We start from the raw sequence: 18,901 nt of genomic DNA on the forward strand, positions 1-18,901 counted from the left end.
CTTGTCCTTTTATCTTTGTTTTATACAACATATCCGAGAGGCTTTCTCTTAGGTTTTCATCAACATGACTGTTGTTTTCAGGAATTAAATAATCCAGGTCTACTATTTCTACAGCTTCTTGAGGGAGATAGTTCCATAAGAAATCTCGAGCTATCCTTATGTCACTGAAAATTAGTTTGAAGAATCGATCGTGAGGATTGTGCACTAATTCATTCATGTCTGGCCTCTCTTTTTTGTTAGATTTTGTTTGTCAATTTAATTATACCATATCTTTTTGAAGGTGTGTTATCTCAACATATAACTCTTGTATAATGAATTTTATAGCGTCCCTTTGCCTCGCAGTCCGTCCGCGTCCGTATCAAGAGTTAAATAAAACATCAAAACCAACAGCGACAAGAGCTCTTCGCAATCTTGTTGATAAAGGAATAGTTATAATGCAGCGGGAAGCTAAAAGACAAATATATTATCAATTGAGCCAAAAAAGAGCCAATAATGAGTCAATTGAGCCAAAAAAGAGCCGATAGGCAAATTTGACAGTTACAAAAACGTAAGAATTCTAAAACAGGCATGAATAAATGTTCTGTCATAACAGCCAATGTCAGGAGGCAAAAAAATATCACTCCTCATTGAAACAATCACAACAAAGGAGTGATATTTTTTAAAAGCAGAATTATATCTCAAATTCTTGAGATTGGTATAGAATTACCTTTCTACGACTACTTTACTAAATCTTTTAGTTCTTCTATGGTTATTTCTAATAAATTGTCTCCTATGTAATCTATCGTTTTTTCATCCGTTTTTCTTATCTTATCTTTTATCTCTTCGGTTAATTGGTCACCAAATCTTTTGCTTAGGTTTTTTATGATGAATTCTATAAATCTTTCCCTTTCTTCAAGTTTTCCTTCCAATTTAGCTTTTTCTCTTTCTCTTTTTGCTATCTCTTCTAATGTGTTAAACATTTTTTGGCACCTCCATTTCTTTTAGCTCAAGTATAATGAATTTTATAGCGCCCTTCCCCCGCTGCCCGCCCACAAGGAAGAGGGACCTGCGGTCCTTTCCCAGCTTTTCAACCATAAGGAAAAGATTTTTTTGTCCTTTACCCCTGCAGCTAGCCTATAAGATTGGTGAAGAGTTTTCTCTGTTAATCTAATTATACCATTTCTTTTGGAAGATAAGTTTGTGAAAAAAGTTGACAAAAGCTGTTAAAAATAGTAAAATTGAAGTGTATAAAAAAATAAAAGCCAAGGAACCCTTGGCTTTTATTGGTGGGCTCGGGTGGATTCGAACCACCGACCACCCGGTTATGAGCCGGAAGCTCTAACCAACTGAGCTACGAGCCCATTTACGTAGATTATTATAGCATTTAAAAAAACATTTGTCAATACTTTTTCTAACAAAGACAATTTTCATCTGTTATTGTGGTTTTGGGAGGGATAAATACTTCTTAAAGGAGCAATTTGTGAAATGAGCAACAACGTTGAAAGCCTAAAAAACCAAGATGACCCTGTTAAAACGCTAATACAAAAATATCCAAGAATTATAGTACTAAAGGCGGTCTTCAATCTCCTAGACAACGAAGAAAATATAGATCTCGAAAGTTTGGAAAACGAAGTCATCAAGCTATTAAAAAATTAAAGGGCTGATCTAATCAGCCCTTTAATTTTAATTATTCGGCACGTTTAATTATTTGGTACATTCTCTACAGGGTAAGAAAGTTCAACCCCCAACAAACAAGCTATTTTTCGAGGAAGGTCTGTGTTATCCATAACACCAACGAACTCCTCAGCGCCAGGACCATAAGCTAATACAGGTACCAACGCACCAGTATGATCATGTGTTGTCCAGCCAATACTTGCTCTTGCGCTTGTAATCTCTCCTAAAGCATCCACTTTGTTTTTAGCGGATTCCAAATAAGCGACTTCTTCTTCTGACAAATCAAAGCCATAATACTCTTTCACGTTGGATTTTAGTTCTTCCATATCTTGAGAATTAGCTACAACCCAATCCGTAGTTTTTTGATAATCTCTAACCATTTCCAAATCCATCGTGTATCCACCTGATGACAAACCCAAACCTCCTGTTTCGTGATCGGCAGTGACAATTACCAAGGTATCGGGATTTTCTTTTGCAAAATCTAAAGCAACCTTCACTGCTTCATCGAATTCAACCGTTTCTTTCCAAATTCCAAAAACATCGTTATCGTGAGCTTCCCAATCGATTTGAGAACCTTCAATCATCACAAAGAAAGGAGAACCGTCTTTTGATAAAATCTCTAGGGCTTTGGCGGTCATTTCAGGTAACAATGGCTCAGCAGGCGTTCTTTCTGTAACGCTATTCATATGACTTGAAGAGAATAATCCTAAAACTTTATCTCCAGAGTATGCCATCAATTCTTGCTTGGTTGTAATATAATCGAAGCCATTTTCCTTTGCAACAGAGATAAGATCTTTTCCATCGGCTCTTTGTGTAGGATCAAAATATCTCCAACCGCCTCCTAAAGCAACGGTGAGGTTACTGTTAACCAACTGTTCAGCTAATACTTGTTCGGCATCTCTATCGTTCGTATGGCCATAATAAGCGGCTGGTGTGGCGTGAGTTATCCTTGAAGTTGCAATTACGCCCGTTTTGTAGCCTTGCTCAGCTAAAACTTCCGCTATTGTTGGCACGACTTCACCTTCTGGAAGCATTCCGATAAACCCGTTGTCCGTTTTGTGAACTACTCACCGCTAAAGAGGTAAGCTTCCTAATTCATAGACCATTGCAGCAACGAATGCCCGTCTTACACAGTCTCCAAAGGCTTTACTTCCCCCAGTTCCTGGGGTAGAGTCAGTTTATACAGCGACTAGCTGTTTTATCCCACACTGCCTAATATTAACGGCAGCATTTACATCTCTATCATGTTTAGTTCCACATTCAGGACATACCCATTCCCTATCAGAGAGTTTTAAACCTTCATTCTTATACCCACATACACTACAAACCTTAGACGAAGGTTCGAACATTCCTATCTCAATTACTTTCTTACCTAGTCTCTCTGCTTTGTATTTTAGGAACGTTTTGAATTGATACCATCCTGAATCTGAGATACTTTTAGCTAAGTGATGATTCTTTAACATACCTCTTATATTGAGAGTTTCTACAATGAAGAAATCAGCTTGGTTCTCACTGATTTCTTTTGTTAGTTTATGTAGAAAATCCTCTCGTGTATTTTTTATTTTCTCATGTATTCTAGCAACTTCTAATTTTGCCTTGTCCCAATTCTTAGAACCTTGTTCTTTGCTTGAAAACTTTTTATATGCGTGTTTTAATTTCCTTTCGTACTTAGACAAAACTTTAGGAGCTGGATACTTTGTTCCATCGGATAATACAACAGAATCTTTCAATCCCATATCCATACCAATTGAGTTCTCATAGTCTATATATCTTTCGGGGTAAGATCCTTCTACTTCAAATGTTATAGACACAAAGTATTTGCCTGTTGGAGTTTTAATGAAAATACAATTTTTTATCTTTGCATTTGGATCTATTTTCCGATGAACTCTTACTTTGATACCTTCTTTAAACTTTGGTACGAATAGAATACTATATTTATCGTTATTTTCATTTTCATATAGTTGTATATGTTGAGGGACTCTAAAAGATTGTCTACTTGATTTCTTTTTAAATTTAGGATGCTTAGCTTGTTTCTTGAAGAAACGTTTATAACTAGTCTCCAAATCCTTTATGGACTGTTGTAATGATTGAGAGTTAGCATCGTTTAACCAATGATATTTTTCAGATCTTTTAAGAACTGTCAATATTTTACACCATGTGTTGTAGTTAACCATAGACGTTTTAGTATTTTTATATGCATTACTGGAGAATTCTAGGAATAAATTGTATATAAATCGAGTATGTCCGAAATGTTGGCTAAATTTCTCAACTTGTTCGTTTGTTAGATATAACCTAAACTTGTATGTTTTTAACATCCTAAATTCTCCTTTGTTAGATAATTGTATACTATAATTATATCACACAACGAATTAATATAGTCTCTATGTATATAATTTTTGCACATCGAATTCATCTCGTGTTTGAAAACACAAAATTTTGGGTTTGTTCCTCCAATATATCTTCCTATGTTGAACATTAATGAGCTAGTAGAAAAAGAATTAGAAAAAGCTAAAATAACTAATCGGGTAGGAGGTAGATAATTAATTTATCTACCGTCCTCCCACACCACCGTACGTACCGTTCGGAATACGGCGGTTCAACAGAATTGATGTTTTAGGTTATACGTTTCCAGGATCGAAGTTAACCCCATTTCCTTAAGGTGTTTATTAGTTAGTGTTCTTGAAAGTATTGGGCTGTTGGCGATTCTCCAATAGCCTTTTCTTGTATTTGCATATCTCCATGCTTTGTTAGTGTTTAGCCCTAATTTGACTAAGTTTTTATACCTTGTTTTGATTTTCTTCCATCCTTTCCAGATACACATCCTAATTCTCCTTCTAAGCCATCCATCAAGACTTTTGGCTGCCGATTTCATGTTTGCTATTCCATAGTAGTTTGTCCATCCTGTTATTATTTGTTTTATCCTTGACAGCCTGTATGCCATGCTTCTTCCACTGCTTCTCTTCGTTTCTCCTTTTAACTTCTTTTTGAATTCTTTAATGGATTTTCCATGGACTCTAATTTCGTACTTCTCTTCTTTCACGTAGAAGGAGAACCCTAAGTATTTGAGGTCCCAAGGCCTGACTACTTTGCTTTTCTTCCTGTTCACTTTTAACTTTAATTCCTTCTCTATGTATTTTGTTATACTTTCCATCACCCTGTATGCGGATTTCTCGCTTTTCACGTATATGTTGCAATCGTCTGCATACCTGCAAAACTTGTGTCCCCTTTTCGTTAGTTCTACGTCAAGTTCGTGGAGCATTATGTTACTTAGTAATGGGGATAGCGGTCCCCCTTGCGGAGTCCCTTCTTCTGTTTCTATTACTACCCCATTTACCATTACCCCACTCTTGAGGTATTTCCTTATCAGGGATATCACTCTGCCATCTTTTACGTCTTTTGATATTATCCTCATCAGTTTGTCGTGGTTGACTGTGTCAAAGTAGCGTTCTAAATCTATGTCCACTACCCATGTGTGCCCTTCGTTTAGGTATTCTTTGCTTTTTCGTATGGCTTGTTTTGCATCCCGTAATGGCCTGAATCCATAACTGTTATCTACAAATTTCTTTTCATAAATCGGTATCAGTTCCTGCGCTATGGATTGCTGGATTACTCTGTCTATTGCCGTTGGTATGCCTAGTAGTCTTTTCCCTCCATCCGGTTTCGGTATTTCTTTCCTCCTTACCGGGTTCGGGGTGTACCTTCCTTCAAGGAGCTCTTGCCTTAATTCTTCTCCATGTTGTCTGAGATATCCAAAGAGTTCTTCCACTTTCATCCCGTCTATTCCAGGGGCTCCTTTGTTGGCCTTTACCTTCTTGTATGCTTTATTCATATTATCCTCGGATAATATCTTTTCAAGCATCCCTTCACTGTATCCTTTATCATCGTTTCTTCCTCTTTCAGACGTAGAAGTTATACTAGGCGCTTCTACATTATTTTCAGGCTCTCCCCTATCTTCATGTAGGAAACCTTCTAATCGAAGTTGTATGCTTTTTCCGTGTCCCTTCGCATCTTTCATGATTCGAAACCTCCTGTTGTTCAGTCCTTCCTCATCTTTCAATGAGTACTATGACCTCTGCTGACTTCTCAAGATTCAGCCATACATTGCTGCATGGGTTACCTTAACAGCGTATTCTTGAGATCTCCCCAGGTAAGTGCAATAACTTTCATCCCATCTATCCGCCAGATTTACTCCGTGAAGTTCTGGATAGCTGTTGGACTTCGTTTTGTAATGCAAACTCGTCCACTCCACTTAGCCTTGTATCTGGTTCTTGTTCATCGGACCGAGACTTTGCCTTGGGCTTCCTTCAGATTCCACCTCACGATGGACACCCTTGCCTTCGACTAGTGGTTCCCGCTACCTGGCCCACAACGGGCTTTCACCGCTTAGCTATTGCCCATGCTGGGCGCACCAAATAAAAGCTGTTGAAAAACAGCTTTTTTTAAAAGATTTTCAAAAATAAGATTTCGATTTTAAAAGGGTAAAAGGCGCTTAAAATATATAAAGAATTGCTAAAAAATTGCAATATTTTTCAATACCCTAAGGAACTAAAAAGCCAATTTGACTCTATTATATGGTAAAATATACTGTAAGGATAGGTATAATAACGACAAAAAACGACAAGTTATAAAAATTAATTGAATTTTAATAATAAAATGATATAATGGGGTGTAGAAAATGGGAGAAAGAGAAGAAGATTTGCAAGAATTATCCTCAAAACAGCTAAAACTGGAAATAATGAAAGCTCTTGAAAATCAACCTTTCCCAATCTTCGAACGCTCATTGAAAAACATAAACAATAGGAACCTTCTATTAAAAATATTGCAAGCAGTCTTGGAAATAAATTATGATTACACAATAGGTGAAATGAAAACAGGAAATTTAAGAGGAATCAGGGCGTACAAATTCATACATGATAGAGTATCTTACCGGTTATCGTATTACGTAGTAAATGATGGGAAAATAATAATAACTTATATAGATATAATGAAAAGGGAAGATAGTTATGATAATTTAAAAAAATACTTTCAATCAAAAAAATCAGTGTTAAAAAAAATTAATGAAAAAGGGATATAAGGAGGGGAAACCATGCTCGAAATACATGAATTATTAAATATTTTCTCTGATTTAAAGCCAAAAAATAAAGAAGTTTTGTATAATTTCTTAGTAAATCCTAAAACATATGAAGACAAAGAAGAAATCGAAGAATTTATACGGATATTGAAAGAAATGAAAGATGACTTGTTGTATTATGATGAAGAATTTGACGACATTGAAGAAAAAGAACAAAAATTATATTTCACACAAAAAGATTTAGCAACAATGACAGGACAGTCAATAAGAAATATCCAAAGAATTATCAAAGAAAACAATATAAACCCAATTAATCCTGGAAGGAAACCATTATATTATGATTTAAAAGAATTCAATAACTACTATTTTATACAAAAAAAACTAACACGTTCTTTGAAAAATCAAGAAATCAATACAATAAGAGTATTTGGAGATAAAAGAGAAGTAAAAAGAGAAATAGCTATGCAACCATATTTATACAAATTTTTAGAATCGAAACCAAACAAGAATCAAAACATAATCTTATCATTGCGTGGCAAAGGAAGTGAAGAATATGAAAATGAGCAATATTCAAATGCGGTATGACATAATTAAAAAATTAAATTATGAATTAAAAGACGAAAGTTTAAACAACAAAAAACTAACACCAAAGGTAGACATTTCGGTTACACAAAATTTCCAACCAAAAGAAAAAGAATACTTTGGAACAATAGGATTAAACATAAAATTTCATTTAAAAGAATCAAAAAAAATAGTATTAAAATTAGAACTTGAAACAGAAGCAGGATTTTATGGCAACCCCAAAATAAAGGAAAACGAATTCAAAGAACTAGTAATAAAATCTGGAATAATGAGCTTATTGCAGATATCAAGAGCAAAAATAATATCAATATCCGCAAATTTTGGGTTTGTTCCTCCAATATATCTTCCGATGTTGAACATTAACGAACTAGTAGAAAAAGAATTAGAAAAAGCTAAAATAACAAACCAATAAAAGCTGTTGAAAAACAGCTTTTTTTAAAAGATTTTCAAAAATAAGATTTCGATTTTAAAAGGGTTAAAGGCGCATAAGAATTATAAAGAATTACTAAAAAATTGCACTATTTTTCAGAACACCTTCGTCTATATTTATCTCAAAATTCTTCGACTCTATTATCTTCATCAAATCCCTGAAACTTTTGTTCTCATTCCTCATTTGCCGTGAAGCTGTTTCTTTGATCCTCTTTCGCAAAAAGCCCAAGATATTACTCTTCGTTTTTTCGTTCAAGTTATGATAATGAACTAAAAAGCCTCTATCTTTATTTCCCAACTTCCAAACGATAGGCCTATCTTTATAAAACTTCTTATGAAGTTTTAGGTAATCTTTAAAGACATAATCTCTCAAATCTTTCTTCACAATACGCTCCAATTCAGAGCAATCCTTGAAAATATAGGATAACAATCTATTTTCTTCATCGATTGAAAATCCAAATGGGATAAAACCGGTATCCCCATTCAAAAGATACCTTTGGATCCCGTTATCTATCCTTATAAACCCCAATTTTGTTAAAATCTCCTCTTGGCTACCCATATTATTGTAAACCGTAACAGGATTTTGGAAACTTTCTTCCGCCTTTCTTTCCACATAATTATCGTAAGGTTCCCTTCGATGATAGTTAGTTATACCACCATCAAAAGGCAAAAGGTGGCTGAAAGATTTGATTTTATTATCATAAAATTCTTCAATAAGCTTTTCTATTTTTGTAAGCTGAGCTTGCCTCAAACCAAATTCAGAAAGATATTGATTTTTCAACAGTTCTTTCAATGGAGGCAAACCCTTAATACCTTTATCGTCGGCAAAAGGAATAAAGGCCGTAGGAATCCCAACCGTCTTATAAATTTCCTCAAAATTTCTTTCTTTCAAACTGTACAACTTCATCACCAGTACATCTATCAACCCTTCAGAAAGAAGCAGATAGGTATCAAGGGCGTTTTTCCTCTCTATAAACCCATAAAACTTAGAAACACTATCGATACTCTCCTCGTTGAAATGCAGTTCGTTTGGGTATATTTCTGTATTCTGCTTTTTAATCGCCACGTTCAATCTACCAAGCGCTTCTAACACCTGAGTCTCAAAAGAATCCTCAAACATACCTTGTGGAACGGGAAGTTTTTTCAAATCCCCAACTTCCAAATCCACGCTTCCCGCGATAAAACTCTCCAAGTAAGAAAACAAGCTACTATTGAGCAACCCCAAAAACCTAAAGATATCTTCGTCTTTTGAAAAAAACAAACTACTACCCTTACAATCAAACAAGAAACCTGAAGGAAGGTATCTAAAAGTTGCCCCTTTCGAGGTTGTCATCGTGTAAGTTATACCCTTTTTAAAATAATACTTTCTATTTGGAAGATAGTTCCCCATTTTTGACAATAGATTATAATTCTCTTCATCGAAGGCTATAACCCACCACAAATTACCATACCATTTATTGTAAGGTCCACCTTTGGCATACGGGACCCATTTCTTTCCATCTTTAATATCCTCTCTTTTAACTTCCCAAAAGTACCTCAAAAACCTTTTGTTATCCCCTGTAGCTATCCCCTGACGTGCATCGGCGAACTTTTCTAACGGCTCGTTTTCAAAGGTACGAACAACGTCTGAATCCACCCAATAGATGAAAGGAAACCTCGGAACCTTTTTAAAAAGCCTCTTATCAACCCTAAAAACATACTTAGAAATATAATCCTCTCTCTTCTTTTCCTCACTTGCCGTGAGGCTGTCTTCCCAAATAGAAAATAAAGCTTTCTTCTTAGAACCCTTCCCATTAAAAGATGTCAAGTTTATATATTCACCAAAACTTTCCTCCTCACTTGCCGTGAGGCTGTCTTTCCTTGAACCCCCTTCGGGGCGCTTGAGGCTGTCTTTCCTTGAACCCCCTTCGGGGCGTTTGAGGCTGTCTTCAGCTCTTCTCAAAACAAACATCGCTGTGTCCACTAAAGCGTTATCAAACACCCCTCCAAGGCCAAAATGAACCAATCTCTCTATCTGAAAGTTATCTAATATGAACCTTCTTGTCTTCTCATAGCTTGCTATAAACATAAAGGTTTGAGGGGTAATCATACCAACAAATCCATCCATCTTCACCAATTCGCAACTCTTTTTAATAAAGCAGGCGTACAGATTTTTTTTAAACTCACTATAATCCTCGTTTATGTACCTCTTCAATTCAAAATCATAATCAGAGGAATCTAAATAAGGAGGGTTAGTCAAAACAACATCGTACTTCAAAGAAAGAATATCTAAAGCTTTCTTCAATCGTTCATCGTTTATACCTGACTCCTTTAAACTTAAAACATCCTCTGTTCTCATTAAACTCCCAATCTTTTCAAACTTCTTCAAATACTCATTCTGCCCTTCCTCATTTACCGTGAGGCTGTTCTCTTTCGGAACAGCTACTATGTTTGTTTCAATCTTCTCACATGCTCCATCCTCCAAAGCCTTCAACCTCAACAACAAATTCGTAATCTCAACGGCCTTCTCATCGATATCTATACCGTATAAATTCTTAGTAATTATAAGTTTTGGAATCAAAGCATCATCGTAACCCTTGCTTTGATACATCTCTTTCAACTTATCGTACACCCCTATAACAAAGTTCCCACATCCACAAGCCGGTCTATAATCTTAACATCTTCAACATCCACACCCTTATCCTCACCTGCCGTGAGGCTGTCATTCCTTGAACCCCCTTCGGGGCGCTTGAGGCTGCTCTCCTTATTTGCCGTGAGGCTGTTCCTTCCGTAATATTTCCCCAACGTATTTTCCACCAAATAATCCACAATCCATTTTGGGGTATAAAACTGTGAAATAGCACCATTTTTACCCTTTAAATCCTTACCTGCGGTGAGGCTGTCTTTCCTTGAACCCCCTTCGGGGTGCTTGAGGCTGTCTTCATTGAAATACTCGTAAGACCAAGAAATAATTTCCTCTTTCTTCCAATCTTCATCTTTCACACTTTGAAACAAATCTCTGACTTTTTCTATCGTTTGGCAAGTGATTCGGCTTTTAATCTCATCACTTAAATAACAACAATCAAACTCACTATTCAGAAGTTGAACCCCAGAAAGATAATTACTTAAAAGATCTGAATCCAAACCATCCTTACCAGCGGTGAGGCTGTCTTTCCTTGAACCCCCTTCGGGGCGTTTGAGGCTGTCTTCCTTATTTGCCGCGAGGCTGTTTCTCTTCGCTTGTAATACTCTTAAAACAATAAAACTCAAAAAAACATCCAGCAAAACATTTTCCTCATTTGCCGTGAGGCTGTCTTCCCCATTTATGACCTCCCTTTGCAGGATACTCTTAAGCCCCAAAGCCATTTTCTTAACGGATCTGTTCAAAATAAGCCACCTTCTCTTCGAATGCAAGTTTGTAGAAATTATAACGCTTTTTTGATTTCTATTCACCTCGTCTATAACAATTCTTATCTTCTGCCCTAACCAATCATAACATTAAAGGACGGCGGGCTTTATAAAACTTTATAAAAAAAGAAATCCTTAAGGGGCGGTGGGTATCAAAAAAAGAAGAAATCCTTAAGGGGCGGTGGGCGGGAATAGATAATAAATCTTAAAGGCAAAGCCTTTAAAAAAGGGATCCTAAGGGACTCCTTAGTCTTTAAAAAGGGATTAAAAGGGACGGAGTCCCTTCCACAAGGGGCGGTGGGCGGGAATAGATAATAAAAATAAGTTTTAAAAAACCCACAACAATCCTAAGACGAAACTAAAAAAAGGGATCCTAAGGGACTCCTTAGTCTTTAAAAAGGGATTAAAAGGGACGGAGTCCCTTCCACAAGGGGCGGTGGGTGGGAAAAGATAATAAATCTTAAAGGCAAAGCCTTTAAAAAAGGGATCATAAGGGACTCCTTAGCCTTTAAACAGGGATTTAAAGGGTGAAACCCCTTCATCCACTAAGGCCTCTTAGGCCTTTATTCAGGGATCATAAGGGACGGAGTCCCTTCCACAAGGGGCGGTGGGCGGGAATAGATTAATAAAAATAAGTTTCGTAAATTGACAAAAAGCTTAAAGGCAAAGCCTTCGGTAGGATTACAAAGGGCGCAGCCCTTTAACTCCTCTAAAGCTTCTCAAGCTTTAAGAAAAGGGAATCATAAAGGGCGGAAAGCCCCTTAATCCATAAAGTCCTCTCAGACCTTTATATAGGGATCATAAGGGGCGAAGCCCCTTTAACCTCAAGGGGCGGTGGGCGGGAATAGATCAAACAGTAAACAATTATTTACCACAATTTAAGTATTCTTACGGATACTATTAGTGGAGGTGAGAAAATGAAAGAAATAGTAGGACTAATCCCTGACCTTGTAAAAATGGTGGAAGTACCTGGCAACGGCAAAAAGAAAAAAGAAATTGTTCTAAACGCGGTGAGAGAATTCCTTAAATCCATAGGCAAATACTCACCGATCATGGACCTAATAATCTCCATACTCATCGACGGAGTAGTAGCGTTACTATTCCCAAAACCAGAAAAAGCATAAAATGATTTCTCCCCGGGGAAGTAAAGCAGGGCAAACCAGGAAACACCCCAGAAGGGGTCTAAGGAAGCAAAAACACACAGGAGGTGGTAGCACATGGCAATGAACTTAGAATCAAGAAAGGGAAAGATCGTCTGGATAAGCATAGTAGACGGAAAAGAAGAAAAAAAGTATAAAACCTATGATTTATTCACCGACGTAGAAGCAGACATAAAAACCGCCTTACAAGGATTAGTCTCACTCTGTGAAAACACCAACGCGGTTTATTACTTCGACGAAAGCTACGAAATAATCTAAAAAGGAGGAAATAGTGAATGAGAAGATTAAGAATGAAATTCTATGACTCAGCAGAAGGAAAAAGCAAAACCCTATCTATTGATGGAGTATTAGAAACACTAACGCAAGCAGAAATAGAACCAATAATGCAAAGCTTGATAGGGGTATTAGTACCAACAACTGCACAAGTAGACGAAGCAGAAATCGTTGAAACAACGACAAATGAAGTATTCAACCTCATTCAATAAAGAAAAGCACTCATGCCTCTTGACGGGGCATGAGTTTTTTTGATATATTAGTATACGCACGTATAATATACTTAAAAAATGCCACACAACTACCCATCCTCAAGGTCTTCCTTAGCCTTTAAACAGGGATCATAAGGGGCGAAGCCCCTTAAACCACAAGGGGTGGCGGGCGGGAATAGATAATCAATTAAAAAAGGGGGAAACCACCATAAAACATCAAAACTACACCAAACTAACGGACCACGAACTAATAGCACTCTCCAAAAACGGCGACAAAAAATCAAAAGAAACCCTATTCACCAAATACAAAGGCTTCCTTGTCAACGAAGCAAACAAACTCACCAAAAGTTGCGGGATAGACTTTGAAGACAGCTTTGGAAGTTTAACTTACCTCTTCCTATGTGCGATTGACAACTTCAATCTCAAAGGAAACTTCACAGGATACATGAAAAAATTCATACTACTAAAAATAAAAAGCGACATTGGAAAAAGAAAAGCAAAAATGCCCTACGTACCAAAAGAGTACCCCTTTTACCTAAGAAACTTAGAAGAAGTAATGATCGTTGAAGAAGAGATTGCGAACTACGAATAAATTTCTTTAAAATGGCCGGGCAGCTGAGTTTAAGGGACTCCAGGGCCTTACTAAAATGGTTAGGCAGCAGAATGAAGAAATAAAGATTTTCTTCCTCACGGGTGGGGGAGCGGGGGAAGGGCGCTAATAAAGATCCTTTTCCTCACGGGCGGGGAGCGGGGGGAAGGGGGCTATCAAAGATCCTTTTCCTCACGGGCGGGGAGCGGGGGGAAGGGCGCTAATAAAGATCCTCTTCCTCACGGGTGGGCAGCGGGGGAAGGGCGCTATAAAACTTATTAAACAAGAGTTGGATAATAAAATAGCAAACCTTCAAAAACATATGGTATAATTAGACTGACAAAGAAAAACACTCCACTAATCTTATTATTTTATTTTTCAAAAGAAGGGGGTAGCATGTAATGCTTAAGGTGATGGGAGCCTACAAATTAGGCAAAGATTCCGGCTTAATTCTATACTACGATACAAAAGAAAAACTCTACTATACTTACCTATACTCCATGGGTCTAATGTTATATGGAGACTCCATAGAACAATCTCTTGATGAAACCATCCAGGTTTTAAGCGAATATCAGGAATTTATAGAAAAAGGCAAGTTAAACCCAGTAACTCTATTAAAAAAAAGAAAAATTTACTAAAACAATTCAGTTATATTGGGGCTTATTAAAAACAAAAATTATTTCACATTCTAACAACAAAAAGAATATGGAAGATAGTATAGATCAAATTAATCAAGGAATTATTCACTTAAAACATGCCTTTTAAAAAACAATAATTATAACAATCCAATGGGTGGGGAGCGGGGCGAAGGGGCGCTAACAAAGACTAAGCACAGCTTACATAAAAAGCACAAAAATTAATTCACAAAAGTAAAAATCTGCTTTTAAAAAGGGTCACAGGGCGGAGCCCTCCGCCCATTTTAATCCCCATTTAATTAATATTCAGTAAAATTAACTCTAACAAGTAGTTGATTTTTCAACAGCTTATGCTATAATAATTATCGAAAAACAAAAAATTTCACAATTTTCACTTAAAAATTCATTTAAGCCTTAACTTTAAACAACCACAGGGATTTTATCAAAACAGCAACCCACAAAACCTAACAGGGGGTTAGACCCGAAGATGCCAAAAGCAGCGGTTCACTTAATAGACATAGCGCTCATATTCATTATGAACGCCTTCTTATTGAACCTACCAATAACCATCTCAATAATCTCATCTCTAATAATATACCTCGGGATATATTCCTTCAGAACATACGACACAGAAACAATGAAAAGTTACACAGAATCTTTAATAAAAACCTCCGTTGGAACTCTTGTGAGTTTCATCGTCATACTAATTATCTACTTCTTCCTAAGTAAGTACTTCAACAGATACTTTTTCCTTACCAACCTATTGTACACAATAGCCCTCTTGCCAATAATACACAAAATAGAATACAATATCTACGAAAAACACATGCCTGTAAAAAATTACCTGGTAATAGGCAGAAAAGAAGAAATAGGCAACATAATGGAAGAAATCTCAGAAAAAGCGTTAAACAAAATAAAGTTCACACAATACATAAACCCAAACCCAGTAACACTTGATGAAATAATAAAACAAAACACACAAAAAACATTAACCCAAACAATACACGGCATAGTAATAACAGACCCAGAACTAGAAGAAAGGGTAAAACCACAAATACAAAACTACAAAGCAGAAGGTTTAGAGATTCAATACTTACCGAACATGGTAGAAAAATACCTAAAACGCATACCAATAGAAGTTGCTCAAAGATTCAAAGAATATTACGAGGTGGTGTTTCAAAACGTTCAACCATCTCCATCACAACAGATAATAGACAAGTTCTTTGGAACTTTACTTTTAATACTATCCTCTCCATTTATGTTGATAATTAGCCTAGCTATACTGATCGAAGACGGCAAACCCATTATTTACAAACAAAAAAGAATGGGAAAAGACGAACAAATATTCATTATAAACAAGTTTAGATCTTTGAAAGAAGCGGAAATAGACCCAAACAACCCAAACAAAGATATAGAAAAACGTGTTTTAAAAAGCGGGAAAATAATAAGAAAGTTAAGGCTTGACGAACTACCCCAATTTTGGAATATAATAAAAGGGAATATGTCTATTGTAGGTCCCAGGCCAGAAATGCTGGAGTTTCATAACATGATGTCAAACCAAATTCCTTTCTACAATTACAGACTCAAACTAAACCCAGGAATAACAGGTTGGGCACAGATACACTACAAGCACACATCAACCCTCGAAGACTATATGAAAAAAACAGAATATGATCTGTATTACATAAAAAACAGGAACATATTTCTAGATATTAAAATAATGCTCAAGACACTTGAAACAATGGTAGGAATGAGGGGGACAAGGTGAACCATAAAATATTATTATTAACCCAAAATTTTCCACCAGATATTGGGGCAGCTTCTTTCAGAATGGAGTCATTAGTTAAAGAATTGGCCAGTAGAAATTATGACGTTGAAGTGTTAACAGCTTATCCAAATAGATATAATGATTTAAGAATTAGTATAAACGACACTTTCGGGCCTAAAGTTAAAATTACAAGAATAAAAAATCTCAAACAGTCTAATAGATTTATTCAAAGAAGTTTTTCATATTTGGAGTATTTTCTTAAAAGCTATTTTTTAGCAAAAAAGAAAGTAAAAGATGTGGAAATAATTATCGCAACATCTCCACAGATCTTAACCGGATTTCTTGGAGCTTTACTAAAAAAGAGGAATATACCTTTTATTTTAGATATTCGCGATCTATGGCCAGATGTTATGCTTGACTTAGGAATTACGACAAGAAAATCACTATTGTATAAGTTTTTAAAGCACATTGAACAATATATGTATAAAAAAGCTACAAGTATAATAGTAAATTCTCCTGCTTTTATAGAACATATTCAAAAATATTCAAATAAGAGAATAGACGTGATTACCAATGGTTTAGATGATTTCATATATCAATATTTTTTAGAAGAAAAACCTAAAAATACCCAAAAAGGCAGAAAAATTAGAATCGTCTATGCTGGAAATTTAGGCATAGGTCAGGATGTTAAAATTCTTACTGAAATCAAAGAAGATATTTCAAAAAATTTTGAGTTTTTTTTGATAGGAAATGGTTCCCAAAAAGGGGAAATCGAAAAAGCTATCAAAGTAAAAAAAATACAAAATATCTTAGTTTATTCATCAAGAGAGAGGAAAGAGTTATTAGAATTTTATAGGCAGGCAGATGCATTTTTTGTTCACTTAAGAGATATACCCATGTTTAAAAAAACAATACCATCAAAAGTTTTCGAATACGTTGCAACAAAGAAGCCAGTTATTTATGGTTTAAATGGGGTTGCTAAAGAACTTATGGACGAATTAAATGCGGGGTATCCTTTTGAAGCGGGGAACGTAAAATCGCTAGAGGCTACCTTAATCCAACTAAAAAAAGACTTAGAAGAGGGGAAATGGGAATACAAAGATAATGGAATATTAAAGGAAAAATATTTGAGAAGCCAGCTCTCCAAAAAATTTGTTGATGTAATAGAGGAAGTATTCAATGAAACTACTGAATAAATATAAAGCCTTATATAAAGGCGAATTAAGAGCAAAATTAACAAGATACGTATTGAAAAAAACTAAATTAATCGAAAAAAAATACAAATTACCTGAAAATGAAAGCTTTGAGTATATCAACTACTTTGAGGATTTAAATAAAAATTATGAGCAATTGCAAGATTATGATATAGATTTCCAAAACTATGAATTAATGGGGGAAAAAATAGATATATTAACTTATATTTTTTTAGATAATTCAAAAGAAAAAAAATGGTTTTATTTAACTTTACCCAAGAACAAGGATATTAAGATCACCTGGGAAATAAACAGGTTACAATTTTTACCACAAATGGCAATTATTTTTTTAAAAACAAAAGACCCTGAACAACTAAAAAAAATAGAAAATATAATAAAAGAGTGGGACACGAAAAATCCTTATGATGTTGGGATAAATTGGTACTCAAATTTAGAAGTTGCAATAAGAAGCATTTCTTTACTACTTACATATATATTACTTTACGATTATCTCAAATCACAAGAGATTGAAGAGTTACTTTATAAACATGGATTTCACGTTTATAAAGACATTGGTTACACCCAACATTGTATTCCTAACAACCATCTAATAGGCGAAGCAACATCCCTATACCTTTTAGGAAACATAATCAATACAAAACAATCAAAAAAATGGATATCCAAATCAAAAAAAATACTTCTTGAGTATATCAACTTTTTAAGGGATGATGGAACTTTTAAAGAGGCAAGTTTATCGTATCATCGCTTTGTTTTACAGATGTACCTGCTGGTGTATCTTTTCTCCAATAAATTCAAAGATAATTTCATTCAAAGCATCTTTGAAAATAAAGCGAAAAGTGCCGTTGAATTCTTTAAATCAATTGAAAAAGCAGACAAGACATACCCTCAGTTTGGAGATTGGGATGATGGAGTTTATTATAAGCTAGACTCTTACAAAGTAACCAATTTTCACCACTTTGTGGACACACTAAGTTATTTTTTTACTAGAAATAATCCAACTATAGATAACAAAATTCTAGAATCTATTTTTGGGAAAATTTACATTCATGGTAATTTAAATCCAAAAAACTACCATGTATTTGAACAAGGGAAATACGGAATATATAAAGACGATAAAATATATTTATTTATTAACAACCAAGATCAATTTTTTCATTCACATTCTGACGGCCTTTCAGTTGAACTATGCGTAAATGGGAAAGATATTCTAACAGATTCAGGTACATACAATTATAATTTAGACAAACCTTTAAGATCTTATTTGAGATCCACCACGGCTCATAACACCGTATTTTTAGGGTTAGATCAGAGTACTCAGATAGGCAGTTTTAGATGGACCGATCAGCCGAAGACTACCTTGAGAACCCTGAAAGAAACCGTTGGGTTTGAAGGGATTATTTATTACAAAGACAAATCTTTTCATAAAAGAAAAGTAATTATTGAGAGCAAGGAAATAATCGTTGAAGATGAAGTATATTCCAATAAACATTACATTGAAATCAATTTTCATTTTTCCCCAAAAAGACAGATAGAATTTACAAAAAATGGCATGGTAAGGATCGATAATGAAATAACTATGAATATAACCTCACCTAATAATTTTGAAACAAAAATTGGAGACAGTTACTATTCACCATCGTACAACAAAATAGAAAAAAGGAAGAATTTAAAAGTAATATCAAAAAACGAAAATCAAAAATTCACTACAAGAATAACATTTTAAGGAGCTCTCCAAATGAAAACAGCGATGATATTTGGAACACGGCCAGAAGCAATAAAAATGGCACCGCTATACAAAAAGATGAAAGAAGAAAATATGGAGATAAAAGTAATAGCAACCGCTCAGCACAGAGAAATGCTCGATCAAGTGTTGAATCTTTTCGAAATAAAACCAGATTACGACTTAAATATAATGACAAAAAATCAGA

At 35.2% G+C, this 18,901-nt stretch carries 20 protein-coding genes, 1 tRNA gene and 1 pseudogene; 13 read left to right on the top strand and 9 right to left on the bottom strand.

The features are described 5' to 3' along the window. The 3 genes from NAAC61_RS09695 to NAAC61_RS09705 all read right to left on the bottom strand — a co-directional run. Positions 1-217 (bottom strand): Rpn family recombination-promoting nuclease/putative transposase (locus tag NAAC61_RS09695; RefSeq protein ID WP_202695913.1); only part of this gene is annotated, 217 nt, incomplete at its 3' end. Between the two features lie 499 nt (positions 218-716). Continuing rightward, entirely contained in the window at positions 717-959 is a 243-nt protein-coding gene (locus NAAC61_RS09700; protein WP_233552345.1) for a hypothetical protein, read from the bottom strand. Between the two features lie 304 nt (positions 960-1,263). Further along, positions 1,264-1,340 (bottom strand) — tRNA-Ile (locus NAAC61_RS09705). Between the two features lie 124 nt (positions 1,341-1,464). Here NAAC61_RS09705 and NAAC61_RS09710 point away from each other — a divergent pair. Beyond that, the gene (locus tag NAAC61_RS09710; RefSeq protein ID WP_155811074.1) at positions 1,465-1,635 is read left to right on the top strand and encodes a hypothetical protein; all 171 of its coding nucleotides are present in this window, start codon (positions 1,465-1,467) and stop codon (positions 1,633-1,635) included. 44 nt (positions 1,636-1,679) lie between these two features. On the opposite strand, the pseudogene NAAC61_RS09715 reads toward NAAC61_RS09710, so the two are convergent. The 4 genes and pseudogenes from NAAC61_RS09715 to NAAC61_RS09730 all read right to left on the bottom strand — a co-directional run. Then, positions 1,680-2,699 (bottom strand): annotated as a pseudogene (locus NAAC61_RS09715) (alkaline phosphatase); the annotation flags it as partial. A gap of 132 nt (positions 2,700-2,831) precedes the next feature. After that, positions 2,832-3,968 (bottom strand): RNA-guided endonuclease InsQ/TnpB family protein, encoded by a 1,137-nt coding sequence (locus NAAC61_RS09720; protein ID WP_202695915.1) that lies wholly within the window; start codon positions 3,966-3,968, stop codon positions 2,832-2,834. Positions 3,969-4,249: 281 nt separating this feature from the next. Continuing rightward, positions 4,250-5,668 (bottom strand): group II intron reverse transcriptase/maturase, encoded by a 1,419-nt coding sequence (ltrA, locus tag NAAC61_RS09725; RefSeq protein WP_202695916.1) that lies wholly within the window; start codon positions 5,666-5,668, stop codon positions 4,250-4,252. 75 nt (positions 5,669-5,743) lie between these two features. Then, positions 5,744-5,887: a hypothetical protein gene (locus NAAC61_RS09730; protein WP_202695917.1), complete on the bottom strand. Its 144-nt coding sequence runs from the start codon at positions 5,885-5,887 to the stop codon at positions 5,744-5,746. 441 nt (positions 5,888-6,328) lie between these two features. On the opposite strand from NAAC61_RS09730, the gene NAAC61_RS09735 reads away from it, so the two are divergent. Genes NAAC61_RS09735 through NAAC61_RS09745 form a run of 3 tightly spaced genes read left to right on the top strand, consistent with a single transcriptional unit; the run spans position 6,329 to position 7,718 of the window. Further along, positions 6,329-6,727 carry a type II toxin-antitoxin system RelE/ParE family toxin gene (locus NAAC61_RS09735; protein WP_202695918.1) on the top strand — a complete coding sequence of 133 codons (399 nt, stop codon included), beginning with the start codon at positions 6,329-6,331 and terminating at the stop codon, positions 6,725-6,727. Positions 6,728-6,739: 12 nt separating this feature from the next. Then, a complete protein-coding gene (locus NAAC61_RS09740; RefSeq protein ID WP_202695919.1) occupies positions 6,740-7,309 on the top strand; it encodes a hypothetical protein in 570 nt (189 codons plus the stop codon). After that, complete coding sequence (locus NAAC61_RS09745) at positions 7,278-7,718, top strand: protein-export chaperone SecB (RefSeq protein ID WP_202695920.1); 441 nt, start codon at positions 7,278-7,280, stop codon at positions 7,716-7,718. The genes NAAC61_RS09740 and NAAC61_RS09745 overlap by 32 nt, the downstream gene beginning before the upstream one ends. A gap of 93 nt (positions 7,719-7,811) precedes the next feature. Here NAAC61_RS09745 and NAAC61_RS09750 read toward each other — a convergent pair whose 3' ends face one another. Continuing rightward, positions 7,812-10,325, bottom strand: coding sequence for an Eco57I restriction-modification methylase domain-containing protein (locus NAAC61_RS09750; protein WP_237729874.1), 2,514 nt, complete (start codon positions 10,323-10,325; stop codon positions 7,812-7,814). Positions 10,326-10,348: 23 nt separating this feature from the next. Further along, positions 10,349-11,101: a hypothetical protein gene (locus tag NAAC61_RS09755; protein ID WP_202695922.1), complete on the bottom strand. Its 753-nt coding sequence runs from the start codon at positions 11,099-11,101 to the stop codon at positions 10,349-10,351. Positions 11,102-12,039: 938 nt separating this feature from the next. Here NAAC61_RS09755 and NAAC61_RS09760 point away from each other — a divergent pair. From NAAC61_RS09760 to NAAC61_RS09800, 9 genes are all read left to right on the top strand, one after another. Further along, positions 12,040-12,246 (top strand): hypothetical protein, encoded by a 207-nt coding sequence (locus NAAC61_RS09760; RefSeq protein ID WP_012209088.1) that lies wholly within the window; start codon positions 12,040-12,042, stop codon positions 12,244-12,246. A 93-nt stretch (positions 12,247-12,339) separates the two neighbouring features. Continuing rightward, the gene (locus NAAC61_RS09765; protein WP_121567269.1) at positions 12,340-12,540 is read left to right on the top strand and encodes a hypothetical protein; all 201 of its coding nucleotides are present in this window, start codon (positions 12,340-12,342) and stop codon (positions 12,538-12,540) included. 17 nt (positions 12,541-12,557) lie between these two features. Next, entirely contained in the window at positions 12,558-12,767 is a 210-nt protein-coding gene (locus NAAC61_RS09770; RefSeq protein ID WP_202695923.1) for a DUF2922 domain-containing protein, read from the top strand. Positions 12,768-13,212: 445 nt separating this feature from the next. Further along, positions 13,213-13,359, top strand: a complete 147-nt coding sequence (locus NAAC61_RS09775) for a hypothetical protein (protein ID WP_169925117.1) — start codon at positions 13,213-13,215, stop codon at positions 13,357-13,359. A 398-nt stretch (positions 13,360-13,757) separates the two neighbouring features. Continuing rightward, positions 13,758-13,994, top strand: a complete 237-nt coding sequence (locus NAAC61_RS09780; protein ID WP_202695924.1) for a hypothetical protein — start codon at positions 13,758-13,760, stop codon at positions 13,992-13,994. Between the two features lie 484 nt (positions 13,995-14,478). Beyond that, positions 14,479-15,759: an exopolysaccharide biosynthesis polyprenyl glycosylphosphotransferase gene (locus NAAC61_RS09785; protein ID WP_202695925.1), complete on the top strand. Its 1,281-nt coding sequence runs from the start codon at positions 14,479-14,481 to the stop codon at positions 15,757-15,759. Beyond that, positions 15,756-16,955 (top strand): glycosyltransferase, encoded by a 1,200-nt coding sequence (locus NAAC61_RS09790; RefSeq protein ID WP_202695926.1) that lies wholly within the window; start codon positions 15,756-15,758, stop codon positions 16,953-16,955. The genes NAAC61_RS09785 and NAAC61_RS09790 overlap by 4 nt, the downstream gene beginning before the upstream one ends. Beyond that, the gene (locus NAAC61_RS09795) at positions 16,939-18,696 is read left to right on the top strand and encodes an alginate lyase family protein (RefSeq protein WP_202695927.1); all 1,758 of its coding nucleotides are present in this window, start codon (positions 16,939-16,941) and stop codon (positions 18,694-18,696) included. Before NAAC61_RS09790 ends, NAAC61_RS09795 begins: the two co-directional genes overlap by 17 nt. 12 nt (positions 18,697-18,708) lie before the next feature. Further along, positions 18,709-18,901 (top strand): UDP-N-acetylglucosamine 2-epimerase (locus NAAC61_RS09800; protein WP_443146891.1); only part of this gene is annotated, 193 nt, incomplete at its 3' end.

It is taken from the genome of Petrotoga sp. 8T1HF07.NaAc.6.1 (genome assembly GCF_016772115.1).
Classification (GTDB): domain Bacteria; phylum Thermotogota; class Thermotogae; order Petrotogales; family Petrotogaceae; genus Petrotoga; species Petrotoga mobilis.